Origin of the sequence: Mariniflexile litorale (assembly GCF_031128465.2) — a bacterium.
Lineage (GTDB): Bacteria > Bacteroidota > Bacteroidia > Flavobacteriales > Flavobacteriaceae > Mariniflexile > Mariniflexile litorale.
In genome coordinates this window covers 2558588-2577301 of record NZ_CP155618.1, presented here as the reverse complement: position 1 = coordinate 2577301, position 18714 = coordinate 2558588, and the positions used below count along the sequence as shown (strand labels likewise).

Annotated in this window: 16 protein-coding genes; 7 read left to right on the top strand and 9 right to left on the bottom strand. The window is 33.4% G+C overall.

Annotation, left to right across the window (positions count from 1 at the left end):
- Positions 1 to 20: 20 nt before the first annotated feature.
- The 7 genes from murD to mraZ all read right to left on the bottom strand — a co-directional run bounded on the left by murD (position 21) and on the right by mraZ (position 7976).
- Complete coding sequence (murD, locus tag QLS71_RS10540; RefSeq protein WP_308992934.1) at positions 21 to 1352, bottom strand: UDP-N-acetylmuramoyl-L-alanine--D-glutamate ligase; 1332 nt, start codon at positions 1350 to 1352, stop codon at positions 21 to 23.
- Positions 1353 to 2594 carry a phospho-N-acetylmuramoyl-pentapeptide-transferase gene (mraY, locus tag QLS71_RS10535; protein WP_308992933.1) on the bottom strand — a complete coding sequence of 414 codons (1242 nt, stop codon included), beginning with the start codon at positions 2592 to 2594 and terminating at the stop codon, positions 1353 to 1355.
- Between the two features lie 95 nt (positions 2595 to 2689).
- Complete coding sequence (locus QLS71_RS10530; RefSeq protein WP_308992932.1) at positions 2690 to 4153, bottom strand: UDP-N-acetylmuramoyl-L-alanyl-D-glutamate--2,6-diaminopimelate ligase; 1464 nt, start codon at positions 4151 to 4153, stop codon at positions 2690 to 2692.
- Positions 4150 to 6114 carry a penicillin-binding protein gene (locus tag QLS71_RS10525; protein WP_308993077.1) on the bottom strand — a complete coding sequence of 655 codons (1965 nt, stop codon included), beginning with the start codon at positions 6112 to 6114 and terminating at the stop codon, positions 4150 to 4152. The genes QLS71_RS10530 and QLS71_RS10525 overlap by 4 nt, the downstream gene beginning before the upstream one ends.
- A 64-nt stretch (positions 6115 to 6178) precedes the next feature.
- On the bottom strand, positions 6179 to 6496 hold the full coding sequence (locus QLS71_RS10520) for an FtsL-like putative cell division protein (RefSeq protein WP_308992931.1): 318 nt from the start codon (positions 6494 to 6496) through the stop codon (positions 6179 to 6181).
- Between the two features lie 126 nt (positions 6497 to 6622).
- Complete coding sequence (rsmH, locus tag QLS71_RS10515; RefSeq protein WP_308992930.1) at positions 6623 to 7519, bottom strand: 16S rRNA (cytosine(1402)-N(4))-methyltransferase RsmH; 897 nt, start codon at positions 7517 to 7519, stop codon at positions 6623 to 6625.
- Positions 7506 to 7976, bottom strand: a complete 471-nt coding sequence (mraZ, locus tag QLS71_RS10510) for a division/cell wall cluster transcriptional repressor MraZ (RefSeq protein ID WP_308992929.1) — start codon at positions 7974 to 7976, stop codon at positions 7506 to 7508. The genes rsmH and mraZ overlap by 14 nt, the downstream gene beginning before the upstream one ends.
- 292 nt (positions 7977 to 8268) lie before the next feature.
- Between mraZ and QLS71_RS10505 the strand changes: the two genes are divergently transcribed.
- Both QLS71_RS10505 and yihA read left to right on the top strand, forming a co-directional pair.
- Positions 8269 to 9033 carry an alpha/beta hydrolase gene (locus tag QLS71_RS10505; protein ID WP_308992928.1) on the top strand — a complete coding sequence of 255 codons (765 nt, stop codon included), beginning with the start codon at positions 8269 to 8271 and terminating at the stop codon, positions 9031 to 9033.
- Between the two features lie 99 nt (positions 9034 to 9132).
- Positions 9133 to 9744, top strand: a complete 612-nt coding sequence (gene yihA, locus QLS71_RS10500; RefSeq protein ID WP_308992927.1) for a ribosome biogenesis GTP-binding protein YihA/YsxC — start codon at positions 9133 to 9135, stop codon at positions 9742 to 9744.
- Between the two features lie 639 nt (positions 9745 to 10383).
- Here the strand turns inward: yihA and QLS71_RS10495 are convergent.
- The gene (locus tag QLS71_RS10495; protein ID WP_308992926.1) at positions 10384 to 11478 is read right to left on the bottom strand and encodes an ABC transporter permease; all 1095 of its coding nucleotides are present in this window, start codon (positions 11476 to 11478) and stop codon (positions 10384 to 10386) included.
- Between the two features lie 7 nt (positions 11479 to 11485).
- Positions 11486 to 13624 (bottom strand): carboxy terminal-processing peptidase, encoded by a 2139-nt coding sequence (locus QLS71_RS10490; RefSeq protein WP_308993076.1) that lies wholly within the window; start codon positions 13622 to 13624, stop codon positions 11486 to 11488.
- A gap of 174 nt (positions 13625 to 13798) precedes the next feature.
- Here QLS71_RS10490 and surE point away from each other — a divergent pair, with 174 nt between their 5' ends.
- The 5 genes from surE (at position 13799) to QLS71_RS10465 (ending at position 18713) form a co-directional block, all read left to right on the top strand.
- On the top strand, positions 13799 to 14572 hold the full coding sequence (gene surE / locus QLS71_RS10485) for a 5'/3'-nucleotidase SurE (RefSeq protein WP_308992925.1): 774 nt from the start codon (positions 13799 to 13801) through the stop codon (positions 14570 to 14572).
- Entirely contained in the window at positions 14569 to 14853 is a 285-nt protein-coding gene (locus QLS71_RS10480) for a hypothetical protein (RefSeq protein ID WP_308992924.1), read from the top strand. Before surE ends, QLS71_RS10480 begins: the two co-directional genes overlap by 4 nt.
- 90 nt (positions 14854 to 14943) lie before the next feature.
- Positions 14944 to 16056 carry a lipid-A-disaccharide synthase gene (gene lpxB, locus QLS71_RS10475; protein ID WP_308992923.1) on the top strand — a complete coding sequence of 371 codons (1113 nt, stop codon included), beginning with the start codon at positions 14944 to 14946 and terminating at the stop codon, positions 16054 to 16056.
- On the top strand, positions 16056 to 16649 hold the full coding sequence (locus tag QLS71_RS10470) for a C40 family peptidase (protein ID WP_308992922.1): 594 nt from the start codon (positions 16056 to 16058) through the stop codon (positions 16647 to 16649). The genes lpxB and QLS71_RS10470 overlap by 1 nt, the downstream gene beginning before the upstream one ends.
- A gap of 24 nt (positions 16650 to 16673) precedes the next feature.
- Complete coding sequence (locus QLS71_RS10465; protein WP_348636545.1) at positions 16674 to 18713, top strand: ComEC/Rec2 family competence protein; 2040 nt, start codon at positions 16674 to 16676, stop codon at positions 18711 to 18713.
- The last annotated feature ends 1 nt before the right edge of the window (position 18714 follow it).

Below are 18714 nucleotides of genomic sequence, written 5' to 3'. Positions count from 1 at the left end.
AAAAAGGAAGATTTTATTAATTATAAATTTCTTATAGCGTCTTTAAATTGACGACCTCTATCTTCATAGTTTTCGAATAAATCAAAACTCGCACATGCTGGCGACAACAATACATTATCACCCGACTCCGCCAACTTGTAAGCTATTTTAACAGCTTCACTCATAAACTGAGTCTCCACAATAACATCTACCATATTTCCAAAAGCCTTCAAAAGCTTTTCATTATCCACTCCTAAACAAATAATGGCTTTTACTTTTTCGTTAACAAACGGAAATAATTCCTCGTAATTATTACCTTTATCCACGCCACCTACAATCCAAACCGTTGGTGCATCCATACTTTCTAAAGCATAATACGTCGCATTAACATTGGTCGCTTTAGAATCGTTTATGTATTGCACTTTATTAATTTTAAGCACTTGCTCTAAACGATGCTCAACACCTTGAAAATTTTCAAGACTCTCGCGTATGGTTTGTTTTCTAATTTTCAGTAAATGCGCTACAGTAGAAGCTGCCATGGCATTTTTAACATTGTGTTTTCCTTCTAAAGTAAGACTTCTTGTAGGCATAATTATTTTATCGTTATCTATTGTTATTATTATATTTTCTTTATCTAAATACGCACCATTTTCTATAGTTTTAACTAATGAAAACGGCAATAATGTGGATTGAACTGGATGACTCCCTAACCAACTTGTTAATACTTCATCATCAGCATCATATATCAAATAATCGTCTTTCGTTTGATTTTCTGCAATTCTGAATTTTGAAGCGATATAATTTTCAAATTTGTAATCATATCGATCTAAATGGTCGGGTGTAATGTTTGTTATTACGGCTATTTTTGGTTTAAAATCAACTATGTCATCCAATTGAAAACTACTAATCTCCAACACATAATTTGGATAGTCTTTTTCCAAAATTTGTTTAGCAAAACTGTCCCCAATATTACCTGCCAACCCCACTTTTAACTCTTGTTTTAAAAGGTGATTTGTCAAGGTTGCCGTGGTTGTTTTTCCATTACTTCCTGTAATTCCAACGATAGTTGCATTGGTATATTTAGAGGCAAATTCAATCTCTGAAACTACCAAAATCCCTTTCTCGTGAATCTGCTTTACCAAAGCTACCTTATCAGGAATACCAGGACTTTTCATTACAATGTCGGCATTCAGAATTTTTGCTTCTGTATGCGTTTCATCTTCCCATTCAATCTCATTATGTATAAGAACTTCTTTATATTTTTCTTTTATTTTTCCCTTATCGGAAACAAAAACATCGAACCCTTTTGCCTTTCCTAAAAGCGCTGTTCCTACACCGCTTTCTCCTCCACCAAGAACAACAAGCCTTTTCATCTATCTAATTTTCAATGTTACTATTGAAAGAATTGCTAGTAATATGCCAACAATCCAAAACCTTGTAACTATTTTACTTTCGTGATATCCTTTTTTTTGATAGTGATGATGCAGTGGCGACATTAAAAAAATGCGTCGACCTTCCCCATATTTCTTCTTGGTATATTTAAACCACCCCACTTGCATAATCACCGATACATTTTCAGCTAAAAAAATACCACACAGCACTGGTATTAACCACTCCTTACGAACCGCAATAGCAATCACCGCTATAATACCACCAATGGTCAAACTACCTGTATCTCCCATAAATACTTGCGCAGGATAGGTATTATACCATAAAAACCCAATAAGTGCTCCCACAAAAGCTGCGATGTAAATGGTAATTTCTTCCACTCTTGGTATATACATAATATTGAGATAATCGGAGAAAATAATATTTCCCGATACCCATGCAAAAATTCCTAAAGTAAGTACTATAATAGCAGAAGTTCCTGCTGCTAACCCGTCGATTCCGTCAGTTAGGTTTGCTCCATTCGAAACTGCGGTAACTAATATTATTGAAATTATAATAAATATCACCCAACCATAGTCTTTCAAATTTGGGCTTATCCAAGTTATTATATCAGCGTAATCAAATTCATTTCCTTTTACAAACGGAATGGTTGTTTTGGTTGATTTCTCTTCTTCTTCAAAAAACTTAGTTGGAGACACCCTAGGGTCGTCTACCAACATTTGTTGACGCACTTCAATTGGCAGTTTTTCCTTTATTGTTACGTTTGGGTTGAAATACAAGGTAGCGCCAACAATAATCCCTAAACCCACTTGACCAAGTACTTTAAAACGCCCTTTTAAACCTTCTTTATCTTTTTTGAATTTTTTAATATAATCGTCTATAAATCCGATAACACCCATCCAGAGCGTAGTAATTATCAATAGAATGATATAAACATTACTCAATTTCGATAATAACAATACAGGTATTAATGTAGCTAGTATGATGATGACACCACCCATGGTTGGCGTTCCTGCTTTTTCCTGTTGTCCTTCTAAACCTAAATCTCTAATAGTCTCACCTACTTGTTGTCTCTGCAAAAAACGAATGATGCGTTTTCCATATATAGTAGAAATTAACAACGACAAAATCATAGCCGCTGCCGCTCTAAAGGTGATGAACCCAAAAAGAGACGCTCCAGGAATTTGGAATTGTTTTTCTAAATAATCAAATAAATAGTATAACATTATATTGTTTGTTGTTTAGACGTTTGTTGTTTAGGTATTTGTTGTGTAGTTGTAAAATCATCTTAACAACTATACAACAACCGACTTAACTTTTTCTACTTTTTTAATTGGTTTAAATATTCTTGCACTATTTTAAAATCATCAAAATCAAAGCGTTCTCCTTTTATTTCTTGATAAGTTTCGTGTCCCTTCCCTGCTATAAGAATAATATCATTTGGCTGCGCCATTTGGCAAGCTGTTTTTATAGCCTGAAGTCTATCTGTAATAGTTAATGCTTTTTTATAATTTTGAGGTTCTACTCCCTTTTCAATATCTTTTAGAATAGCTTCTGGTTCTTCACTACGGGGATTATCACTTGTGAATATAACTTTGCTACTTAAAGCCGTAGCGATGTGTCCCATTTTTGGACGTTTAGTTCTATCTCTATCACCCCCACAACCAACAACAGTTATCAACTCTTCGTTTTTTGTACGGATACTATTAATGGTTTCTAAGACATTTTTTAAAGCATCAGGTGTATGCGCATAATCAACAATAGCTGTTATTTTTTCGTTTGAAATAACATATTGAAAACGGCCACTCACGCTTTCCAATTCACTTATTAATCGTAGGGTTTCCACTTTTTCAAGCCCTAACAATTCCGCAGTCGCATAAATTGCCAAAATATTGTATGCATTGAAATTACCTATAAGGCGGGTCCAAACTTCAGCATCATTTATCTTCAACAATAAACCTCCTAACTGGTTTTCTAAAATTTGAGATTTATAATCCGCATAGCTTTTTAAAGCATAGGTGTATTTCCGTGCTTTGGTATTTTGCAACATCACCAAACCATTCTTATCATCTGTATTCACAAGTGCAAATGCATTTTCCGGAAGCGCATCAAAAAATGATTTTTTTACATCGCGGTATTCGGAAAATGTGTTGTGATAATCTAAATGATCATGGGTTAAATTGGTAAAAATGCCACCTTCAAAATGCAACCCTTCTGTTCTAGATTGATGAATACCATGTGAACTCACTTCCATAAAACAGAACTCAACACCTTCAGTATTCATCGCTTGTAAATACTTATTTATGGTTAACGAATCGGGGGTTGTATGCGTCGCCTTATACTCGGTATTATTCACCATAATTTTGACGGTTGATAACAACCCTACTTTATAACCTGCTTTTTTAAATAACTGATACAACAAACTGGCAACCGTGGTTTTTCCGTTGGTACCCGTAACACCAACCAACTTTAAATTTTCGGAAGGCTTTTCATAATAATTAGAAGCCATTACAGCTAAGGCTTTACTCGTATTATCTACCTCAATATAAGTAACACCATCAATTAACACTTCTGGCAAAGCCTCACAAACCACAGCAATTGCGCCTTGTTTTATAGCTACATCAATAAACTTATGACCATCTGAAACACTTCCTTTAATTGCAACAAACACATAACCACTCTTAATATTTCTAGAGTCGAAATCTATAGCTGTTATACCAACACTTGTAGAACCTGTTACAGCATTGATAGTTACTTTATACAATATGTCTTTTAGTGCGATCATGAAGCTGATAAAATGACTACTTGATTATTCTTTAACTTTATATTTCGTTCTATGGATTGCTTTTTAACAATACCATTTCCTTCTAATTTCACTTTAACTTTAACCTGCATATTCTCTAACAGAGCCAAAGCATCCATTGCAGGTAACCCCACCACATTTGGCATAATGGTTTTGTATATTCGAGCGGTTTTATAAAAATTCTCATATTCGCCTTCTACTGAAGCTACTCTCACATTTAAAGATTTTACCTCATCTATAATTGGTGTATCGGTAAATATTTTTTGAGCTATCTTTTTAAATACAGGACCAGACACATCAGCCCCATAATAACCGACGCTTTTATCGGGTTCATGAATAACCACAATACAAGAATACTTTGGGTTTTCAGCAGGAAAATAACCTGCAAACGATGAGATGTAACTCAGCTTATCCTTATTGGCATAATCTTTTTGACACGTACCTGTTTTTCCTGCCATCGAGAAATTTTCAGAATACAACTTATGCCCTGTTCCATGTTTCTTTTCCACTACATTTTTAAGTAGTTGTTTCACTTTTGAAACGGTTTCAGGTGAACAAATTTGTTTGTTTATTATTTCTTTTTTAAAAGGAACAACCACTTCATCAAACTCTTTTACCTCTCTTAAAAATTGTGGTTTCACCATTTCACCATCGTTGGCAATAGCGTTATAAAAGGTTAATGTTTGTAATGGGGTAAAAGACACACCATAACCATAAGCCATCCACTGCAAAGCAATCCCACTCCAGCGCCCGTTTTTAATTCTTGGGTCTGGTACAATAGGCTTTCCTTCTCCTATAATGGGCAGATTCAAACTTTTGTTAAGGTTCATGGAGTATAGCCTATCTATAAATTTGCTGGGATTTTTTCTGTAAGCTTCATCAATGGCAGCTACCATTCCTGTGTTAGAAGAAAGCTCAAAAGCCTTTGATAGCGTTATTTTACCATAACCTCTATGATTAGAATCTTCCACATGTTTGCCATAAAAAGTAAGTCTTCCGTTTTTAGTATCAACAACCGTAGAGGTATCAACCACTTTATCTTCCAATGCCGCAGTAATAGCCATTAGTTTAAAGGTAGAACCTGGCTCATGACTTTCACCAACAGCATAATTTAAACGCTCGTAATAATAACCATCACTATTGTTTCTTCCTAGATTTGAAATAGCACGAATCTCACCTGTTTTAGTTTCCATCACAACTACACAACCATGATCTGCTTTGTATTTTTCTAATTGTTCTAAAAGGGCATGATGTGCAATATCTTGAATATTTACATCGATGGTTGTATACACGTCGTAACCATTTTTTGGATCAATTTCATTGGCATCGTTTAAGGGCTTCCACTGCCCTTTTCCAATTTGCTGTTTTTTTCTTTGCCCATCAATTCCACGTAAGTATTTCACCCCAAAAGCACCATCAATACCAGCTCGGGTAACATTCCCCTTTTCATCAAAACGTTCGTACCCAATGGAACGTTGTGCTATCCCCCCCATAGGATGTTCGCGTTTGGTAGTTTGCTCTACAATCACCCCCCCTTTAAACGCTCCTAATTCTAATAATGGAAAATTTCGTAAACGGATGTAGTCGGAATACCCAACATTTCTAGCTATTAAAAAGTACCTATTTTTATTAGCACGTGCTTTTCTAAGTTCGTTTTGATAATAACCAGAAGATTTTCCTGAATATTTTGAAAGTGAATCGCTTAATGGATTTACGTATTTTTCAAATATTTTTGATGAAGGCGTTAACGCATCAAACCTAATATCGTATTTAGGAATGGATGTAGCAAGCAAATTCCCTTTCACAGAATACACATTACCTCTATTTGCAGGAATTACTACATTTTTAATGACGCGCTCGCTAGCTAAAGCTCGATATTTATCTCCTTGAAAAAACTGAATGCTAACCAATTTAAACACCACAGCAAGCCCAAAGACGAACATGCATCCAGCAACAAAATACAATCGGTTTAATATGCTTTTCTCGTTTATCACTTAACTCCTGTCTTTATTTTTGAGATATTACTTTTATTTTTTTTGGTGGAATAGCAGATGGTTCTATACCCTTTTCCTGCATAACACCCATCACATTCGATTCCATTTTTAGTTTCATAAGCCTAGAGCGACCATCAATAAAGGCAGATCGCATTTCACTTGCTTCATTTTTTAATCGCGCTATTTCGTATACTTTTTTATCAGCACTATGCGAACTAGCAATCATCACTATAGCTAAAGCCGAAATAAATATGATAAACCTCCAATTCTTAAAAGAATCATCGCTTACCAAAAAGGTGCCTTTTAATATTTTATAAATGTTTGTTTTCATTCCCCAACTGTCCCTCTGAGACATCTTCCCCAAAAAGGAAGAATTAATTACTTGATTATTATTCTAAGCATCCCTTTCTGTTTTTCAACAGAGTTTCCTTCCCTTTGGGAAGGATTAAGGATGGAATTATATTTTTTCAGCAATCCGAAGCTTTGCACTTCTTGCTCTACTATTATTTTTTATTTCTTCTTTTGAAGGCACAATCAAACCTTTTACTTTTTTAAGAGGCACTTCAAAATTCCCATACACATCACGTTCTGGTTCCCCTTCGAACATACCGTTTCTTATAAAGCGTTTTACCAATCTGTCTTCTAAAGAATGATAAGAAATCAAACTCAATCGTCCTCTTTCATTTAAAATCTCAGGCGTTTGTTCTAAAAACTCTTTTAACGCTTCAATTTCCTGATTTACCTCAATTCGTATGGCCTGATATATTTGAGCCAATACTTTGTTTTCATGTCGTGGGGGCAAAAACTTTTTCAATACTGTTTTTAATTCCTCACTAGTAATTATAGGCTGCGACTCTCGATGCTCCACAATTAATTTTGCCATAGCAGGCGCCGCTCTCAATTCTCCGTATTGTAAAAACACTTGTTTCAACTGTTCTTCTTCATACTTGTTTACAACCTGAAAAGCCGATAGAGCACTTTCCTGATTCATTCGCATATCTAAATTTGCTTCGAAACGTGTTGAAAATCCGCGTTCAGCGACATCAAACTGATGTGACGATACACCAAAATCAGCCAAAACCCCATCTACTTTCTTCACGCCATAAAACCTTAAAAAACGTTTTATATAACGAAAGTTTTCGTTTATCAAGGTAAACCTTGAATCGTCAATTGTATTTTTAAGAGCATCTAGATCTTGATCGAAAGCAAACAACTTCCCTTTATCACCAAGACGCTTTAATATTTCTTTACTATGCCCACCGCCACCAAAAGTAACATCCACATAAGTCCCGTCTGGATTAATATTCAATCCGTCAACAGTTTCTTTTAGTAATACTGGGTTATGATATTCCATGCTCATCTTCGTCTTGTCCCATAACTTCTTCAGCTAAATCTGCAAAATCTAAAGCTGCATCGTCAATGGCTTGTTCATATAAATCTTTGTCCCAAATCTCAATAATATTAATTGCGGAGGCTACTACAATGTCTTTTGAAATATCTGCAAATACTGTTAAATCTTTAGGTATTAATAAACGCCCATTCACATCTACCTCTACTATTTTAACACCTGCTGTAAAACGACGAATAAAATCATTATTCTTTTTATTGAACCGATTAAGCTTATTCATTTTTTGCATAAGCACCTGCCATTCTTTCATCGGATAGAGCTCCAAACACTTTTGAAACACAGAACGACGCAACACAAACCCGTCCTCCAAAACTGAAGACAGTTGCTTTTTTAGCGGAGAAGGCATCATCAACCGACCTTTAGCATCCACTTTGCAATCGTATGTTCCTGTTAATAAGTCCAATGTGTTTTCTGAGCTTTATAGGGTTTAAGTTCCAAATATATTGAAAATTTTACCACTTTTTACCACTTTATACCACTTTGTTGATAATTTTTCGATCAAACGTTGTTTATGAATGTTTTTACAACACAACAATACCCACTATCACTAAGTATCAATAGATTAAACACTACTTTTTAATAACACAGCATTTTGTTAACATCGCTATTTTTAAATATTATTTTTGAAAACCAATAAAATGATTGAAATATGAATGAAATAACTATATTTGTTTTCAAAGCAATGACCCCGATTAATGACGCATCGTTTAAAAAAAGAGAAGGATTACAGCTACATTGAGGCTGGTGAAGGCACGCCAATTATAGTATTACACGGATTAATGGGTGGCTTAAGTAATTTTGATTCCGTAATTAAATATTTTAGCCAAAAAGGATATAAAGTTATCATTCCTGAGCTCCCTATTTACACCATGTCTTTACTAAAAACTAATGTAAAAAGCTTTGCCAAATACTTACACGACTTTATAGAATTTAAGGGGTACGAGGAAGTTATTTTATTAGGAAATTCCTTAGGAGGTCACATTGGCTTATATCATACAAAACAGTTTCCTGAAAAAGTAAAAGCATTGATTATAACTGGAAGCTCTGGTCTTTACGAAAGCGCAATGGGTGGCGGCTACACCAAACGCAGCGATTATGAGGTTATTAAAAAGAAAGCACAATATGTTTTTCACGATCCTGCCGTAGCTACTAAAGAAATTGTAGATGAAGTTTACGAAACCGTAAACGACCGTAACAAGCTTATAAAAACATTAGCCATTGCTAAAAGTGCCATTCGACACAATATGGCTAAAGATTTACCAAAAATGAATACACCTACATGCATAATTTGGGGGAAAAACGATAACGTAACACCACCAGAAGTCGCTGTAGAATTTGACAGTCTTTTACCTGATTCTGAATTATTTTGGATTGATAAATGCGGACATGCAGCAATGATGGAACATCCTGACGAGTTTAACCAAATTCTTGATGCTTGGTTACAAAAAAGAGGTATTTAATTAAAATCTTATCTTTGAAAAACCAAATTCCAATATAGGAAATCTGAAATTCAATTAATAAGATTCCCGGCTTCATGGGAATAACAAAAAAACCAGCAAATGCATATAAAATCGGCCGAATTTGTAATGAGTAATTCCGATGTGGCAAAATGCCCCAAAGGATTACTACCCGAATACGCATTTATTGGTAGAAGTAACGTTGGCAAATCATCACTTATAAATATGCTAACCAGCCGAAAAAGCTTAGCAAAAACTTCGGGCAGGCCTGGAAAAACACAACTTATAAATCATTTTTTAATTAATAAAAATTGGCATTTGGTAGATTTACCGGGTTATGGTTATGCTCGTGTTTCAAAAAATGCCAAAAAGACTTTTCAAAAATTCATTACCCAATATTTCAACTTACGCGAGCAATTAATAAATGCTTTTATTTTAGTTGACATTCGTCACACACCACAACCCATCGATTTAGAATTTATGCAGTGGCTGGGTGAAAACGGCATCCCGTTTTCAATAATTTTCACCAAAGCAGACAAATTAAAACCCAATGCAATTTTAAGACATGTTGAAGACTACAAAAAAGTGCTTTTAGAAACTTGGGAAGAGGTACCTAATTACTTCATTACCTCATCAAGCAACGAAGCAGGAAAAGATGATGTTTTGAGATATATCGATGAGTTGAACAACAATATGGAACTGGATACTATTTAAGACTCTACCAATAAATTAGTATCTCTAATTTGTTTTGCATAAAGAATCAGTCAATTTGTTTTACAAATAAAACATTTACACGATTTTATATCACGTCAATTATCTGCAAGCGAACAGAATGTAAACACCAATTATAGTCATGAATGACACATACATAAATCTAGTAATCGTTTTTGTCTTGATTTGCCACGTAGTAGCCTTTGTTATAGGATATAAAACACAAAAAACAACTTTATTAATTTCTTATTTAAATGCCATTGTTGTGATAAGTATACTTGTTTTTTGGGTTAATAAAAATTTGAATATGCAACAACATTACTTCGAATTTAGAGAAGCATTCACATTATGCCTCGAAGCATGTATTTTGATATTCGCTCTCTATTCCATCGTAGGTTTTCATAATAACATCTATATAAAAATCATAAATTATATTGGCTTTGGGCTTCATTTATTGGCTGCAATAGCAATGCTCATTTTTATGTCGGTGTTCAAAATCAATAAACTTTTTTGACCATAACACTCAATTATATATGGTAGGCCGGTAACAAAACAACCAAGGTGAGATTTCTAAAGAAATAAGCAAGATAATAAATAAAAGCTATGAATTTCATAAACATTAAATCAACTCACAAAACCCAGTTAATCTTTCACATCCAAAGCATCGCGTAACGCATTACCAATAAGCATAAACGCCATCACTAAGCTCATAATACAGAGTCCTGGTATAATGGCTAAATAAGGTTTCCCAAGAATGATATAATTGTAGTGGTCTTTTATCATAGCTCCCCAACTTGCCATGGGTGGTTGTGCACCAATACCAAGAAAACTTAAGCCACTTTCTATTAAAATAGCCGCGGCAAAATTTGCAGCTGAAATTACAATAACAGGTGCCATAATGTTAGGCAAAATATGCTTAGTAATAATTCTATAATCGTTGAAACCTAAAGCACGCGCCGCTGTAACATATTGCATTTCTTTAGCGCTTATTATTTGTCCGCGCACCACTCTTGCTACCTCAACCCACATAGTAAGTCCCACAGCAATAAATACTTGCCAAAAACCTTTTCCTAAAGCCAAGGTAATTGCAATAACTAACAACAAGGTTGGAATAGACCAGGTTACATTAATAATCCACATAATTACAGCATCTACTTTACCTCCAAAATACCCCGCAACGCTTCCCATAAATACACCAATAACTAAGGATATAAAAACAGCCACAAAGCCTATAAAAAATGAGATTCTTGCTCCTACTAAAACGCGACTTAACAAATCGCGTCCATATTTATCGGTTCCCAAAAGAAATTTTTTTTCTTTTATATAAGTTTCTGTTGATTTATTGGGAAACGCATTGATTAACATGGTTTTCTCAACACCTTCTAACCCATCGGATGCGTATTCCTTATAAGTTAATATACCATTTTCAACTTTATATTCTGAAATGGGGATTTCAGTATCGGCATTTTTCTTTCCAAAAAACAATTTATCAAAACTATTTTGATTCGTTTCTAACTGAGAAGGTATAGTAAGTATGGTAACTTTAAACCCAGGTTTTTTTGAGTGAATAGCCAAATGCATTTGGTTTGCATATTCTGAGTTATCGGGCGCTAACGCATAAGCAAACACTGATATTAACCCAACAAATACTATAAAATAAAAACTGAAAACGCCCCAAAAATTCTTTTTAAATTTTTGGAGCGCTAATTGTTTTAATGAGTTTGATTTATGACTCATAAATCACTTAATTTTTTGCTGTAGCTGCTACTTTTTTAATAGAATATGACATTTTTAAATCTTCTAAAACATGAACAGCTTCTTCAACATATATATCATGGCTTAAACTCTCGTGCCAACGGGTACGTTTTTCTTTCAAATCGGTTGTATCATTATTAAAAAGTGCCTTTTCATATTTCGTTGAATCGAAGGTTAAATTACTTTTATAATTTGTTAAAGCATCAAATCGTTTCGCTTCATTTTCATTCAACTCCAATGCTGATCTATACTTTTTATAGTTTAAAGAAACCAACGTTTCGTCAATTTTACTTTTTACCCATTTTGCGTTATCTTCAATAAGTTTCAACTGTGCGTTATGGCTCATACGTTCTTTACTTTTCCTAATAGTTGCGTCATAATCGAAATAATTTTCCCAAGGTGTATAGTCAGCAGCATCAATTTCATCCCAAGGTAATGGGTTATCTTTATCTTTTTCGCCAACTTCGATAAAACTAAAACGTCCAGGAACATTCACATCACTTTTAACACCTTCTAATTGCACCGAACCTCCATTGATTCTATAATATTTTTGAGTGGTTAATGCCAATGCTCCTAAATCACCACTGGTATTATTTCTGAGCATATTATTCAAGTTGATAACATTTTGAACCGTACCTTTTCCATAGGTTTGTTTGCCACCAATAATAATAGCACGTTTATAATCTTGCATAGCGGCAGCCATAATTTCAGAAGCTGATGCCGATATTTCGTTTACCAAAATAACCAAGGGACCATCCCAAGAAATAGACTTGTCTTTATCTCTCAACACTTCTTTAGCTTCGCCCGTAGAACGGACTTGCACGATAGGCCCTTCTTTAATAAATAAACCTGCCATATCGACTACCGTTGGTAAAGAACCACCGCCATTGTTGCGTAAATCTAATATCAAGCCTTGAATACCTTCCGCTTTTAAACGCTCTATTTCTGCTTTTACGTCTTTGGCTGCGTTAATATTTTTATAGTCCTGAAAATCAACATAAAAAGAAGGTAAATCAATCACTCCAAATGCCATATTATCTTTTCTAATCACTGATGACTTGGCATATGTTTCTTCCAATTCAACCACATCTCTAGTAATAACAACATCTCTAATAGTACCATCAACTTTTTTAATTGTTAAAGTTACTTTGGTTCCTTTTGGTCCTTTGATGTATTTAATAGCATCATTAATACGCATGCCCACAATATTTACTGGGAATGCTTCTTTTTCTTGTTTTACTTTTAAAATAATATCTTCAACTTCTAATTCTTTACTTCTCCAAGCAGGTCCTCCAGAAATTAATTCTACAATTTTTATATAGTCCATTCTTTTTTGCAATCTAGCACCGATACCTTCTAATTTACCAGACATACGCTGATCAAAATCTTCTTTACTTCTTGGGGCTAAATAATAGGTATGTGGATCGAATTCTTCAACAATCGTATTTACATAAATAGCAAACCAGTCTTCACGTTCTAAATCGTCAATATTGTCATTAAAATATACATTAATCGATTTTAAAGTAGATTCACGTGCTTCTTTTTCAATCACCGCATCCATTTTCATTACATATAATGGATCATTTTTTTTAGCCAATTCTTCTTGATCTATTAAATCGTCGTAATTTGAAAGGGTAGAAAACTTAAGTTGTTGCCTCCATCTATCTTTTAACTCACTTCTATTATTTACAAAGCCTGTTTTCTCATAATCGGTATTAAAAATTTCATCGGTTGAATAATCAAAAGGTTCCGACAACACTTCTTTATAAATTTCTTTAGCTTCTTCAATACGTTTCAGCATGCGTTCGTGCACCACGTTAAAAAAGGTAATATCAGTTGCTTTTAACTGATCGTCAATGGTTAACTTATACTTTTCAAACTCCTTGTAATCAGATTCATAGAAATAACGTTTCACTGGATCAATTATTTCTAAATAATCTTTAAACAATTCTGCTGAAAACGTATCATCCAAGACAATAGGGTCAAAGTGCCCTTGTTCTAAAACAAAAGTAATTACCTGAATTAGTAACTTATCTTTATCGGGATTACTGAATTTTTTAGTTGTAAAACTGCACGATGCAAAGGCTAGCAATAATGATAATAATAGCACTTTATAATTACTTCTCATAATTTTTCTCATTCGATTAATATTCTATGGCTCATATAACGCCTTCATTTTTTTACTAAAATAAAGAAAAAACCATGCCAATACCGGCAATGGCTAATAATTTTTTGTTAAACTAAAGAAATAACCCATTTACTAAGGATTTTATGTATTTTAGCGATACTTTTTTATTAAGAAATGACAAAAAAACCGCTTATATTAGTTACTAATGACGATGGCATAAATGCACCTGGTATTAGAACTTTAATTTCTGTAATGAATACCATTGGTAACGTGGTTGTGGTGGCTCCCGATAGCCCGCAAAGCGGTATGGGACACGCTATTACATTAGATTCGACACTATATGTTGAACAAGTTTTTATTGATGATGGTCCACAAATAGAATACAGTTGTTCGGGAACACCTGCCGATTGTGTAAAATTAGCCATAAGAGAGAAACTTACCCGAAAACCAGATATTTGTGTATCGGGGATTAATCATGGTTCAAATTCATCTATAAATGTAATATACTCAGGAACTATGAGTGCTGCTATTGAAGCCGGCATTGAGGGGATTCCTGCTGTTGGTTTTTCATTATTGGATTATGCTTGGAGCGCCAATTTTGAAGCTACCAAAAGTTTTATAAAAACAATAACCGAAAATGTTTTAAAAGAAGGTTTAGCAAATGGCATTGTTTTAAATGTTAACATTCCCAACCTTACAGAAAAAGAGATAAAAGGCATAAAAGTTTGCCGTCAGGCCAAAGCGAATTGGGTGGAAGAGTTTGACAAACGCAAAACACCACAAGGGCGTGATTATTATTGGCTTACAGGGAAATTTGTCAACTTAGATGCAGGTGAAGATACAGATGAATGGGCTTTGGAAAACGGCTATGTTTCGGTCGTACCTGTTCAATTCGATTTAACCGCACATCATTATATTCAAACTTTAAATACTTGGAATTTAAAATGATTAAAAAAGATATTTTTATAGGTATGCTTGTCGGTTTAATTGCTAATAGCGTAGGATTGTTATTAACTGCGACAATTTTAGGACAAGGTGATGATTTCACAACTGTTATAAAAGCTGCCACTAACGAAGGTTTTTTAGGTAAACTTATAAGTTTAGGGGCTGTTTTAAATTTAATTGTTTTTTTTATTTTCATAAAAAAACGCCAAGATTATCGAGCTCGAGGTGTTTTATTAATAACTATTTTTATAGCTGTTTTTACATTTGTGTTTAATCTGTTTTAATCATTACATATCTCTTCAGCCGAGAAGTTTAAAAATAGACCACGCATCTCGACTGTACGTTATATAACAACTCAACCTGATAACAAAAAAATGAAATATTACATTATAGCAGGAGAAGCATCGGGCGATTTACATGCTTCAAACCTAATGAAAGCATTACTAAATGAAGATGTACATGCTAATTTTAGGTTTTGGGGTGGCGACCTCATGCAAGCAGTTGGCGGCACATTAGTAAAACACTATAAAGAACGTGCTTTTATGGGTTTTGCTGAAGTAATTATGAACCTATCTGCTATTTTTAAAGATATAGCATTGTGTAAAAACGATATTGAAGCATTTAAGCCCGATGTTATTATTTTCATAGACAATTCAGGTTTTAATTTACGCATAGCAAAATGGGCAAAACAAAATGGTTTTAAAACTAACTATTATATTTCACCACAAGTTTGGGCATCTAGAGCTGGCAGAGTAAAAGCTATAAAACGTGATATAGATGCTATGTATGTGATATTGCCTTTTGTAGAAGATTTTTATAAAAAACACAATTACAAAGTAACATTCGTCGGCCATCCATTAATTGATGCTATTGCCAATAGAACACAGATTGATATCTATAAATTTAAAGCCGAAAGCGGATTAAGTGACAAACCAATTATTGCTTTGCTACCTGGTAGTCGAAAACAAGAAATAAAAAATATGCTTTCGGTTATGCTTAGTGTTGTTGATAATTTTCCAAACTATCAATTTGTTATCGCAGGGGCACCGAGTCAAGATTTTAGTTTTTATGAGCCTTTTATGATGTCTAATAACATAAAATTTATTTCAAATAAAACCTACGATTTGTTGAGTATTTCGTATGCCGCCTTAGTAACCTCCGGAACCGCAACTTTAGAAACCGCCTTATTTAAAGTACCACAAGTTGTTTGTTATAAAGGAAGCATTATTTCTTACCAAATTGCAAAACGCATTGTCACCTTAAAATTTATTTCGTTGGTTAATTTAATTATGGACAAAGAAGTGGTTACAGAGCTAATACAAAATGATTTCAATAAAAAACGATTAAAAAAAGAGCTCGAAAAAATTTTAGATGAAAAAGAGCGCTCCAAAATCTTTATTGATTATTACGAATTGGAAAAAGCCCTGGGCGGAAAAGGTGCCAGTGAAAAAACTGCCAAATTAATTTACAAATCTATTAAAGCCTAATGAAGTTCTTGAAAAACATTGCAATCATCCTACTTATAATCAGCTTTTGCCTTACTAGTTGCAAATCTTCGAAAAGCATTGTAGTTAAAAAAAGTAATTCTTCTAGAACGATTATACCAAAACGAAATCACGACATACATAACGATGTCTATGAGGCTCGAAAAGATTTCGATAAAAAGCATGAATCTACTGTCACTCGAGCCAATAATTCAAAAGCATTTGATATTATAGACTACGCAAAACAATTTAGTGGTGTAAAATATAAGTTTGGGGGTGCCACCAGAGATGGTATGGATTGTTCTGGTTTGGTATTTGAATCGTTTAGAGCATTCAATGTTATTCTACCTAGAATTTCAAGAGACATGGCTAAACAAGGTGATAAAGTATCTTTAAAAAACACTCAAGAGGGCGATTTACTTTTTTTTAAAACCATGAATAGACGAAACGATATTAGCCATGTAGGACTTGTAATTACTAACGAAAATGGTGATATTGAATTTATTCACTCCACTACAAGAGCGGGCGTTATTGTTTCTAAACTTTCAGAAAATTATTGGAATAATGCTTTTGTTGAAGCACGTAGGATATTATAAGATATTTCATATTTTAGAGTAGTTATGCGGCTACTCAATTTCACCATAATAAAACTAACAATTTGCTTTATTATAGGCATTATAATTGCCTGTTTTTATACCATACCTTTACTTTTAACCTTGCTTTTAACAGGCATAAGTTTAGTTTTTTTAACAGCGTTTTATTTTGTTGCTAAAAAACAATTTATTAAAACTATTTGGTTTGGTATTTTTAGTTTTATTACCATGATTTTAGTTGGGATACTGGTAACAAACTTTCACAACGAAAAAAATCATCCTAAACATTACACCTATCAACTTTCAAAAGAAAAAGACTCCTTAAAAACCATCACTTTTAAAATACGAGAAGTTTTAAAACCGGGTGTTTATCATGACAAATACATCGTAGATTTATTAGAGATTGATAATAATAAAACTTCAGGAAGAACCTTATTAAACATTCAAAAAGATTCTATAACAAAGCTTCTCGATGTTGACGATATATTTATAAGTAAAACAGCTTTTAAAGATTTGACCCCTCCTTTAAACCCGCATCAATTCAACTATAAAACCTATTTACAGAAGAAATACATTTACCATCAAATATTTACTTTGAAAGCATCTCTTTTCAAAGTAAAATCTGAGAAAACAACTCTTTTTGGAGTTGCCAACAACATCCGAAACTACATCAACAAAAAACTTAAAAATTACCGTTTTAAGCCTGATGAATTAGCTATTATTAACGCTCTTTTACTGGGTCAACGCCAAGATATTAGTGAAGAAGTTTACACGAGTTATACCAATGCAGGTGCTATACATATTTTAGCTATATCAGGATTACATATTGGTATTATATTATTATTGTTGCAATTTATTTTTAAACCCATAGAGCGTCTAAAACACGGTAAACTCATAAAAACCTTATTACTTGTAACGGTTTTGTGGAGTTTTGCTCTCATCGCAGGATTATCAGCTTCTGTAACTAGAGCAGTAACTATGTTTAGTATTATTGCCTTTGCCATGAATTTAAAACGCCCCACCAATATTTTTAACACTTTGGCACTTTCTATGTTTGTTATTCTCCTTTTTAAACCGTTGCTTTTGTTCGATGTGGGGTTTCAATTAAGTTATTTGGCTGTTTGTGCTATCGTTTGTCTCGACCCATTATTATATAAACTATGGAAAACCAAATATTGGCTTTCTGATAAACTATGGCATACATTAACCGTTACTATTTCTGCACAATTTGGTGTTATTCCTCTCAGTTTGTATTATTTTCATCAATTTCCAAGTTTGTTCTTTCTATCTAACTTGGTTATCATTCCGCTTTTAGGAATTATTCTAAGTTATGGTATTTTCTTAATGATTTTAGCCATTACAAATATACTGCCACAGTTAGTAGCAAGCATTTACGGATATATTATTAGTTTAATGAATAGTTTTGTTGGTTGGATTTCAAAACAGGAACCGTTTCTTTTTAAAGATATTCCCTTTAGTCTTTTATATGTTTTTGCTTCTTACCTATTTATTATTACGTTAACTCAGTTTTATATAAAACGAAATTATGCTTCTTTAAAATTATTTTTAATAACTATTTTAATTGGGCAATGTGCTATTATCTCTACCTCTTATGAAAAACCGAAACATGAGTTTATTATATTTCATAAAAGCAGATATTCTCTATTAGGAAACACCAACAAAAACAAAATAACAATAGCAAGTGACCTGGATAACATAACTAAAATAAAAAATAAAATAATTAAAGATTATAAAACTGGAAATCACATAAAAACGATTGAAGAAGATTCGTTACAGTCAGTTTATATAATCAATAATAAGACCTTATTAGTTATTGATAGTTTAAGTATTTACAAGATAAAATCGTTTCAACCAGATTATGTCTTGTTACGTCAATCTCCCCAAATAAATTTGAATCGATTAATAGATTCTATAAAACCCAAATACTTAATAGCTGATGGAAGTAATTACAAATCGTATATTGAACATTGGGAAACCATTTGTAAAAAAAGAAAAATCCCTTTTCACCAAACTGGTAAAAAGGGAGCTTTTATAATTGAATATTGAT